General features: G+C 70.3%; 7 protein-coding genes. All 7 read right to left on the reverse strand.

Going from position 1 to position 10,260, the window contains the following annotated elements:
- Window positions 1-217 precede the first annotated feature (217 nt).
- Window positions 218-556, reverse strand: coding sequence for a P-II family nitrogen regulator (locus tag HY726_11840; GenBank protein MBI4609686.1), 339 nt, complete (start codon window positions 554-556; stop codon window positions 218-220).
- Window positions 553-2,016, reverse strand: coding sequence for a glycogen synthase GlgA (gene glgA / locus HY726_11845; GenBank protein ID MBI4609687.1), 1,464 nt, complete (start codon window positions 2,014-2,016; stop codon window positions 553-555). Before glgA ends, HY726_11840 begins: the two co-directional genes overlap by 4 nt.
- A gap of 118 nt (window positions 2,017-2,134) precedes the next feature.
- Window positions 2,135-3,739 (reverse strand): Na/Pi cotransporter family protein, encoded by a 1,605-nt coding sequence (locus HY726_11850; protein ID MBI4609688.1) that lies wholly within the window; start codon window positions 3,737-3,739, stop codon window positions 2,135-2,137.
- A gap of 25 nt (window positions 3,740-3,764) precedes the next feature.
- Complete coding sequence (locus HY726_11855; GenBank protein ID MBI4609689.1) at window positions 3,765-5,192, reverse strand: glutamate--tRNA ligase; 1,428 nt, start codon at window positions 5,190-5,192, stop codon at window positions 3,765-3,767.
- 321 nt (window positions 5,193-5,513) lie between these two features.
- On the reverse strand, window positions 5,514-6,617 hold the full coding sequence (locus HY726_11860) for a DegT/DnrJ/EryC1/StrS family aminotransferase (protein MBI4609690.1): 1,104 nt from the start codon (window positions 6,615-6,617) through the stop codon (window positions 5,514-5,516).
- 14 nt (window positions 6,618-6,631) lie between these two features.
- Window positions 6,632-8,797 (reverse strand): LPS-assembly protein LptD, encoded by a 2,166-nt coding sequence (locus HY726_11865; protein ID MBI4609691.1) that lies wholly within the window; start codon window positions 8,795-8,797, stop codon window positions 6,632-6,634.
- Window positions 8,798-8,816: 19 nt separating this feature from the next.
- Window positions 8,817-10,151, reverse strand: a complete 1,335-nt coding sequence (locus HY726_11870) for a bifunctional folylpolyglutamate synthase/dihydrofolate synthase (GenBank protein ID MBI4609692.1) — start codon at window positions 10,149-10,151, stop codon at window positions 8,817-8,819.
- Window positions 10,152-10,260 lie beyond the last annotated feature (109 nt).

Below are 10,260 nucleotides of genomic sequence, written 5' to 3' on the forward strand. Positions count from 1 at the left end.
GCGCGGAGGAGGCGCGCGAGAGCGGGCGTCAGCAGCTCCAGCTCGCGCGGGGTGGCGGTGAGGCTCGCCAGGTTCGCGAGGGCTGCCGCGGGGTCGGCGAAGCCGAGGTGAGCCAGCAGGCGCAGCGCGCGCTGATCGCCCGCCGGCGCGTCGCAGAGCCACCGCCCGGCCCCGACGCGCGCGAGGGCCCGCTCCAGCGCGCGGCCGGCCTGATCGTCTATACCGCGTCCTCCCCGCGCTCTCCCGTGCGGATGCGGAGCGACTCCCCGACCGAGAGCACGAATACCTTGCCGTCTCCGATGGAGCCGGTCTTGGCCGCCGCCACGACGGTCGAAACCACTTTGTCCACCATCTGGTCGGGAACGACGACCTCGACCTTCACCTTCGGCAGGAAGTCGATGGTGTACTCCGAACCGCGGTAGAGCTCGGTGTGCCCCTTCTGCCGCCCGAACCCGCGGACCTCCGTGACGGTCATCCCGATGATCCCGATCTGGGTCAGGGCCTCTTTCACGTCGTCGAGCTTGAACGGCTTGATGATGGCCTCGACTTTCTTCATTCGCCCCTCCGGTTCCTCTTCTTCAGCGCCTTCCGGTAGAGGGTCACGTACTCCCGCGCCGAGGCTTCCCAGGAGAAATCCTCGGCCATCCCGTTCCGCACGAGCCGGCGCCACCGCTCGGGCTGCCGGTACGCGGCCAGGGCCCGCCGGACCGCGTCCACCAGGGCCGCGGCGGTGAAGCCCTGAAACCCGAAGCCGGTCCCGGCGCCCGTCTCGGGCTGGAACTCCTTGACGGTGTCCACCAGCCCACCGGTCCAGCGCACCACGGGGACCGTCCCGTAGCGGAGGCTGATGAGCTGGCCCAGGCCGCACGGTTCATAGCGGGACGGCATCAGGAAACAATCGGCCCCGGCGTAGATCCGCCGGGCGAGCGCGGCGTCGTAGCCGAGACGCACTGCGGCCTGACCCGCGTAGCGTTCGGCGGCCTGAGCGAAGGCCTGCTCGAGGGCGGGCTCGCCCGACCCGAGGAGGACGAGCTGGCAGCCCTGCGCGAGGAGCTCGGGGAGCGCCGCCAGCGCCAGGTCGATCCCCTTCTGCGTGGCGAGCCGCGTCACCATGCCGATGAGGAGGCCCGGCTCGTCCCGGAGCCCCAGCTCCTCGCGAAGGCTGGCCTTGCAGATCCGCTTGCCCTCCAGGTCCTCGGCCGTGTAGCGCTTCGCGATCTCGGAATCGGTCTCGGGGTTCCAGGCCTCGTAGTCGATCCCGTTGATGACGCCGTGGAGGTCGCGGCTCCGCTCGTGGAGGACCCCCTCCAGGCCGCACCCGAACTCCGGGGTCTGGATCTCGCGGGCATAGGTGCGGCTCACCGTGTTCAGGAGGTCTGAGAAGACGAGCCCGCCCTTGAGGAAGTTGATCTTGCCGTAAAACTCGATCCCGGCGGGCGTGAAGAGGTCCCAGCCGAGCCCGGTCATGGGCATGTCGTAGTGCCAGAACACGCCCTGGTAGGCCAGGTTGTGGACCGTGAAGAGCGTGGCGACCCCGGCGCAGGCGGGGTCGTCCCGGTAGAGCGTCAGCAGGTACACGGGGATCAGCCCGGTCTGCCAGTCGTTGGCATGGATGACGTGGGGCCGCCAGCCCAGGCCCCGCAGCGCCTCCACCGCCGCCCGGCCGAAGAAGATGAAGCGCTCGCAGTTGTCCCAGTAGTCGCCCTCGGGCGTCGCGTAGAGGTCGTCGCGATCGTAGTAGTGGTCGCTGGCGAGGAAATAGACGGGGACACTGGAGCCCGCCCGTCCCTCGAACAGGGTCCCCTCCGACGACCGATCCGCGATCGCGATCCGGAGCTGCGGGACCGCGGTCCTGAGCGGCCCCGCGTGCCGCTCCACACCCCGGTACTTGGGCATCAGCACCCGCACGTCGTGTCCGAGGCTCGCGAGGGCCTTGGGGAGGGCGCCCGCGACATCGGCCAGTCCGCCGGTCTTGGCGAAGGGCTCGACCTCGGAAGAGACAAATAAGATGCGCAAGCGTTGTGGCATGACGCCTCCGGAGGGATCGGCGGTGCCATTATCCCCGCCGGCCCGCAGCCTTGTCAACGGCCGGGGGCCCCGCGTTGGGACCGCGGCGGCCGTGGGGTGGGAGCGCTCAGACCTCCTCGAGGATCGGGAACACGAGCGCGGTGACGTGGGAGCTGATGCGCTTCAGGTTGGTCAGGACGTCGAGGTGGATCTCCGAGGTCTCGAGCGACTCGGCCAGGCCTGCCCGGAGCCGGGCGAGGTGGGACTCGCGCAGCTCGCGCTCGCGCTGGCGGACCACGGGCCGCTGGTCCAGCACCTCCTGGGCCAGGGTCCGGTCGTTGGCGGCGAAGGCCGCGATGGCGCGCTCCAGGTTTTTGGCGATCATCGCGTGGAACTCGACGATCTCGGCCTCGCCCGCCTCCGAGAAGCGGCGCCCGTGGTAGAGCTTCTTCCGCGCCAGCTCCATCAGATTCTTGTCGATGATGTCGCCGATATTTTCCAGATTGCCGATGGAGGAGATCAGGGCGATCTCCCGGCGCGAGAGGTCGCCGGACATCGTCTCCCGTCTGAGGCGCGTCAGGAAGTGCTTGATCTCCCGCTCCAGGTAGTCCGCCTGGTCGTCGCGGCGCTCGACATCCTCCAGGAGCTCCTGGTCGTCGGCGCGGAAGACCACGATCCCGTCGCGCAGCATCCCCTGGACGACGTCAGCCATTCTGAGCGCCTCGCGCGTCGCCTGGCCCAGGGCGAGGGACGGCTGGTCCAGCGAACGCTCGTCCAGGTAGCGGGTCTTGAAGGGGTTGTCCCCCTTCTCCTCGTCCGGGACGAGGGCGGTGATGAGGCGCGCCGCCAGCGACGCGAAGGGGAGGAACACCGCGCTGATCCCGACGTTGAAGAAGGTGTGGGCGTTGGCGATCTGGCGGGCCGGGTCGCTCGCCGAAGCCCCGACCAGCTCGATGAAGGGTCCGACGAAGGGGAAGACCAGCGCGACCCCCAGCACCTTGAACGCGATGTGGGCGACGGCCACGCGCCTGGCGTCGGTCGTCGTGCCGATGGAGGCGGCGAGGGCGGTCGCGCACGTCCCGATGTTGGCCCCCAGGACGATGGCGATCGCCCCGGGGAGCGAGAGGAGCCCCTGGCTCGCCAGCGTGAGCGCGAGGCCGATCGTGGCCGCCGAGGAGTGGACGAGCGCGCTGAACGCCGCCGCCGTCAAGATGCCGACCGCGGGGCTCTCGGCGAGCGTGCTCAGGACCTGCTGCGCGAGCGCGTTCTCCCGGAGTGGCGCCATGCCGTCCAACATCACCTTGAGCCCGAGGAAGATCAGGCCGAAGCCCAGGAGCGCCTGCCCCATGTCGCGCACCGCCCGGCGCCCTGAGACGAAGATGATGGTGAACCCGGCCCCCACGAGGAGCAGCGCGTAATCGGTCAGCTTGAACGCGATGAGCTGGACCGTGAACGTGGTGCCGATGTCGGCGCCCAGAATCACGCCCAGGGTCTGGGCGAAGGGCATGAGCCCGGCCGCGACGAAGCCGATGAGCATCACCGTCGTGGCCGAGGAGGACTGGATGATCGCCGTGACCAGAGCGCCCGACAGAACGGCCGTGAGCCGGTTCCGGGTCAGCCCGGTCAGGAGGGTCCGGAGGCGCCCGCCCGCGGCGCGCTGGAGCCCCTCGCCGGTGAGCTGGATCCCGTACAGGAGGAGGGCCATGCCGCCGAACAGCGCGAGGATCACCACGGGCGTGCCTCCGCGCGGTCGTGCATCATCGCCGCCCGCTCTGCTCGATCGCCGCCTCGGCAGCCCGGAGACGCGCCAGGGTCTCGGCCTTCCCGAGGAGCGCCGCCACCTGGAAGATCGGCGGGCTCGCGGTCTTGCCCGTGAGCGCGAGCCGGCTGAGCTGGGCCAGGTCCACGAGCTTCACGCCCAGCTCGGCGGCCAGGCCGCGGTAGAGGAGCTCGAGGGGGTCGGGCTCGAAGGGCTCCTGCGCCTCGAGGCGCTTCGTCAACACTTTGAGCCGCACGAGGGCCTCCGGCGTGAAGAGCTTCTGCGCCGCGGCGGCCTCGTACGCGACGGGCGCCTTCCAGTAGAAGCGGCCGAGCTCGACCATCTCGACCAGCGTCTTCGCCCGCTCCTGGAGCGTCTCCACGACCCGGGCCAGCCAGGCGCGGTCCGCGGGCACCGGGAGCCCGGCGCGCTCGAGGAACGGGCCCAGGTCGCTGGCGAGCCGGTCTGCCGGCGCCTGCTTCATCCAGTAGTTGGAGAGCCACTCGAGCTTGGCCTGATCGAACACCGCCGCAGCCGAGCCCACGTGGGCCAGGTCGAAATGCGCGATCAGCTCCTCGCGGGAGAAGATCTCCTGGTCGCCGTGCGACCACCCGAGCCGCGCCAGGTAGTTCACCATGGCCTCGGGGAGGAACCCGGCGTCGCGGAAGGCCAGCACCGAAATCGCGCCGTGACGCTTGGAGAGGCGGGTCCGGTCGGGGCCCAGGATCATGGGGATGTGGGCGAAGACGGGTGTCGGGTATCCGAGGGCCGCGTAGCAGAGGATCTGCTTCGGGGTGTTGGAGAGGTGATCGTTGCCGCGGATGACGTGGGTGATCTTCATCGTGACATCGTCCACGACCACGCAGAAATTATACGTCGGCGTCCCGTCGCTCCGGACGAGGATCCAGTCGTCGAGCTGCGAGTGGTCGAAGACCACCTCGCCGTGGACCAGGTCGCGGACCACGGTCTGCCCCGTGAGGGGGATCCGCAGGCGCAGGACATGGGGAGCCGACGCGGGGACGGCCGCGTCGCGGCAGCGGCCGGAATAGCGGAAGGTCTCGCCCCGGGCCTGGGCGGCCTTTCGCTGAGCCTCCAGATCGTCGGGCGCGCACCCGCAGCGGTAGGCCTTGCCCTCGGCCAGGAGGCGCTCGGCGTGGGCCCGGTACACCTCCATCCGCTCGGTCTGGCGATAGCCCGGCATCGGGGGGCCCTCGTCCCAGTCCAGGCCGAGCCAGCGCAGCGACTCGACGATCGCGGCGATGTACTCCTCGGCGGACCGCGAGCGGTCGGTGTCCTCGATCCTCAGGATGAAGCTGCCCCGGTGACGGCGCGCGAAGAGGCAGTTGAAGAGGGCGGTCCGCGCCCCACCGACGTGGAGGTGGCCCGTCGGGCTCGGCGGGAACCGGACGCGGTCCTGATCAGACATTGGGCTTCGGCTCGACGTCAACGACTCGAGTGTACCAAGCCGAGCGCGCCGCGGTCACGCTCTTGCCTCCGGCCCCGCTCAGGCGACCATCTTCGCTCATGATTCAGCACCGTCCCTTCGAGCGCCCACCCACGCCTCCGGCGTGGGTACCCGGCCGGCGCAACCAACTCGGGCCTCGCCTCGTGACTCTCCTCGCCTGCGGCTCGTCGGGAGCCCCTCGGCTCGAACTGCCACGGGGGAGGTTCGGAAGGGGCGGGTACGCGCGGCACACCCGCGCGCCAGCGCGGGGGGTCGGCGTGGGTGGCCCCCCTCCGAGGAAGCTCATGCGACCCGCTGGAGGGCCTGCCGAACCGCCTTTCCGACGAACTCCACCTCGGCATCGGTCAGCTCGGCGAAGCACGGGAGCGACAGCACCTCCCGGGAGGCCTGCCACGCGTACGGGAACCCCCGCTCCACCGCGCGGCCCCCGAACACCGGCTGGGCCGGCAGCGGGAGCGGGTAGTGCAGCGCGGTGCCCACCCCCTGCTCCGCCAGCGCCTTGGCGAGCGCATCGCGCTGGGGCGAGCGCAGCGTGTAGTGATGGTAGACATGGCGGGCCGGCGGGCGCTCGAGCGGAAGCGCGAGCGGGAGCCCGGAGAGCAGCGCGGTGTAGCGGGCGGCCAGGCGCCGGCGCGCCTCGATCCACTCGGGCAGGTGCCGGAGCTTCACCCGGAGGAGCGCCGCCTGGAGCTCGTCGAGCCGGCTCGACCACCCGAGCTCCAGGTGGTGGTACTTCTCGCGCGCACCGTGGTTGCGCAGGCGCCGCACCCGCTCGGCGAGGTCCTCGCGGTCGGTCACGAGCATCCCGGCGTCGCCGCACGCCCCCAGGTTCTTGGTCGGGTAGAAGGAGAAGCACGCCGCGTCCCCCCAGCTCCCGACGGGTCTGCCGGCGTAGGCGGCCCCGATCGCCTGGGCGGCGTCCTCCACCACCGCGAGGCTGCGGTCGCGGGCGAGCCGCGCGAGCCGGTCCATGGGCGCCGGATGGCCGTACAGGTGAACGGCGATGACCGCCTTCGTCCGAGGGGTCAGCGCGCGCTCGACCAGCTCGGGGTCGAGCGCATAGGTATCCAGGTCGATGTCCACGAAGACCGGCGTCGCCCCGACATGGAGGACCGTCGTGGCAGACGCGACGAAGGAGAACGCAGCCGTGACCACCTCGTCCCCGGGGCCGATGCCAAGGGCCCGGAGGGCGAGCGCGAGCGCATCCGTTCCTGAGGCGACGCCGACAGCGTGGCGCACGCCGCAGAGCGCGGCCAGCTCACGCTCGAGGGCCTCGAGCTCGGGCCCCAGGATGAACTGCGCCGAGCCGAGCACGCGCTCCACCGCGTCCAGGAGCTCGGCCCTGAGCGCCAGGTGCTGGCGGGTTAGATCGGTCTGGGGTATCACCGGTGCCCGCACCCTCAGCGCCCTCCGGCCGCTCCGCCGCCCCCGACGCTCCCCAGCCCGAGGAGGTTGACCGAGAAGCGGAACTCGTCCTCGCCCCGCGTCCGATCGACGTACTCCAACCCGATCGTCCAGCACCGAACCGGGCAGCCGGGGTGAAGGTCAACGCCGACGCGGCTCTCGACCACGGTCCGGTTGCGGGTGTCCCAGTGGGTCGAGCCGCGGAGGTCGACGAAGCGCGACACCGCCGCCTGCAGCTCTCCGCGGATGAACTCGATCCGTTCCCGGTCGTTGAAGCGGGTCCCGACGCTGGCGGTGACGTCGCGGACCGTGGCCGTGACGTCCGTGTTGGCGGTCTGAAACCCGCGACCGTAGACGTCGTAGCTCGCATCGCCGCGAAAGCCGAAGATCCGGTTCGGCTGGACGCTCAGCTCGCCCCGGACCTCGCTGAAGGGCTCGACGGCCTCAGGCAGCAGGCTGAAGCTCTGGCCCAGCACGAAACGCACCAGCTCCCAGCGCACCGGCTCCTGCCCCGGCCCCGCGACGGTCTTGGCGTTCAGGCGGTTCGTGAGCGAGTAGGTCAGCTTGCTCACCTTGCCGATCCGGTCGATCCCGAGCGCGGCCTCCGGGAGGTCGATCGGGTTGACCACCCCGCCGCTCGGGTCGAACTGGGGAAGCCCCTTCTGGTTCACGCCGCGGATCTCGGTGATGTTGACCCGGGGCTCGATGAGGTGCTGGAGCCGGTCGATCCCCGCCACCCCTCCGACCTCATAGATTCGGGAGGCGCGAGCCTCGACATCGGCCCCCACTTCGCCCTGGGCACGGATCCGCGAGGCATCCTCGGTCAGCTCGACCTCGATCGCGCCGTCTCGGGTCAGGCGCTTGCCGACGACGCGCTTATCGTAGTACGTCCCGCGGCCGCCGAGGAACGGCGTGACCGTCACGACCCCGCCGAGTGACAGCGGCAGGAAGACCCGCGGGTGGAGATCGAGCCTCGTGCCGTCGGAGCCCACATCGCGGACGAAGTTGACGAAGCTCGCATCGGTCTCGTAGAGGAGCCAGGATGCCCCGGGCACCGGCTGGCGCACGCCCTTCAGGCGCAGCTCGGGGAGCCGCTGGAGCTCGACCGGGCGGCGGGTGGTGAGGTCCTGGTACCAGAACGTGTTCGCGACGAAGTTCCAGGAGTCCCAGCGCCTGATCAGGGACACGTTGGATTCGGCGCGCTGGAGGCTTCGATCGTGGAGGCGGTCGGCGTACTCGCGGTAGTACTGGTCGTCAGAGACCATGTTGACATCGGCCTTGAGGGTCAGGCGCGGCGCGATCTCCCACTCGTGCTTCAGGCTTCCGGTCCCGCGGCCGTCGTCGTCCTTCAGCGTCTCCTGGATGAAGAAGCCGGAGACGGAACCACGGCTCGACTCCGAGAGGATGTACCGGTACTCCCCGCCCGCCCCCACGCCCCGCTTGGCGAAGACATCGAGCGAGGCGGTCAGGTCCTGGCTGTCCGAGATGGCCCAGAAGAACGGCAGCTTGGTGAAGAAGCCCTTCTGGTTCGAGGTCCCGAGGGTCGGCATGAGGAAACCGGTCTGGCGCTCGCGGCGGATCGCGGCGGCGAAAAAGGGGATCCACGGGATCAGCGGGATCCGTCCGACCCAGAACGAGGCATCCCGTCCCACCACGAAGTTGTCGAGGTCCGCGGTCGCGGTGCGAGCGTGGACGGACCAGGCCGGGAGATCGCCCTCGCAGGTCGTGAAGACACCCCGGTGGATCCGGTAGACCCGCTCCTCGATCCGCTCCATCCGTTCCCCGGTCAGCCGGTAGTAGGGCTCGGAAAAGGCTGAGGCGCTGTGCACGACTCCCGTCTCGGTCTTGAAGTTGTAGTCGATCCGGTCCCCGAGGAGCCGATCCGGACCGTCGTACAAGACCACCCGCCCGTGGGCGACGGCCTCGCCGGTCTGCCGGTTGTACTCCACCCGGTCGGCGGTCAGGCGGCTCGCGCCGCGGGTGATCTCCACATTCCCCGTGGCAATCACGATGCCGTCCTCACCCACCTGCTCGAGCTGGTCAGCCAGGACCGTGATGTCGCCACGGGGGTCCGGGACGGTCAGGGGCGCCTGGGCCGCAGCCGGGAGCGTCAGGCAGAAAGTGGCCAGCGCCACGAGGGTCTTGACGGGGAGCTTCACCATTGAGGTGTCTCGTGGGGGTCTAGGAAAAACGGGATTCTATGCTATCAGCCCCCCTTTCAATTTCGCAAGGAATATCACGACTTCCCGTGACTTTGGCGAGCGCGTCGGCGACGCAGAAGAGCGAGCCCGTGACACAAACCATAGGGGTCAGCGGCGGGGTCATGGCCATGGATAGGGCTTGAGCGACGGTGGCCCTCATCGCGACCTGGCTCTCGGTCGGGGGAAGGAGCGCCCGTAGCTCCTCAGGCGGCGTGGCGCGGGGGTTGGAGGACGCCGTCAGGATGAGTCGGGTTGCCAGGGATGTCAGCGCTTTCAGGATGCCGGCCTTGTCCTTGTCCGAGGAGATCCCGACGATCAAGGTCTTGGCCACACCGGGGAAGTAGTCATCCAAAGCGGCGGCGAGGGCCTGGGCCCCGGCGGGGTTGTGGGCTCCGTCGAGAACGACCCAGGGATCACGCCGGATCAGCTGAAAGCGTCCGGGCCAGCTCACGCGGGCCAACCCCTGCCGGATCACCGCATCGGGGACCTCGACGCCGAAGTCGGTGAGCGCCTTCGCGGTCGAGACGGCGAGGAGCGCGTTCTCGGCCTGGAATCCTCCCAGGAGCGGGACGAAGCAGTCCGAGAGCTCCCAGCCCGGCCCGCGAAGGTCAAGCTGCTGGCCGGACAGGCCGCGGCTGCGAATGCTCACGGCGAGCTCCCGTCCTTGCAGCCAGATCGGCACGCCGGCCTGGCGAGCCTGCGCAAGCAGGACCTCGGTCACCTCCGGCGCCTGCGCCGCGGCCACGGCGTGACCGCTCCGGATGATGGCGGCCTTCTCCCGCGCGATCTGCTCCAGCCGCCAGCCGAGGAACGCCTGGTGATCGTGGGCGATGCGGGTGATCACCTCGGCCTTCGGGAACCCGACAGTCGTGGCATCGAGCCGGCCTCCCATCCCGACCTCGAGCACCGCCCACTCGATCCCCTCGCGCGCGAAGTGGTCGAGCGCCAGCGCGGTGACCGCCTCGAACATCGTCGCACCGAGCCGCGCGATCAGACTGCCGAGCCCCTCGACCGCGTCAGCCACCTCGTCCTCGGAGATGGCCCTGCCGTCCACCCGGATTCGTTCACGGAACGAGCAGAGGTGGGGCGAGGTGTAGAGGCCCACGCGGTGGCCCGCCGCCTTGAGGATGGCGGCGATCATCACGGCGACCGAGCCCTTGCCGTTGGTGCCGCCGACCTGGACGATGGCGTACCGGCGCTCGGGATAACCGAGGGCCTCGAGGAGCTCCTCGACGCGCTCGAGCCCGGGGCGCATGCCGGCGTACTCCCCGCCGCGGAGGCCGAGGAGCCGACCAACGGCCTCGGCGTAGGTCATACGCTCGGAGGGGGGCCACCCACGCCGACCCCCCGCGCTCGCGCGCGCACCCACGGCTCCGCCGTGGGTACCCGGCGCGGGTACCCGCCCCTTCCGAACCTCCCCCTTC

The organism is Candidatus Rokuibacteriota bacterium (genome assembly GCA_016209385.1).
In the GTDB taxonomy this organism is placed as follows: Bacteria; Methylomirabilota; Methylomirabilia; order Rokubacteriales; family CSP1-6; genus JACQWB01.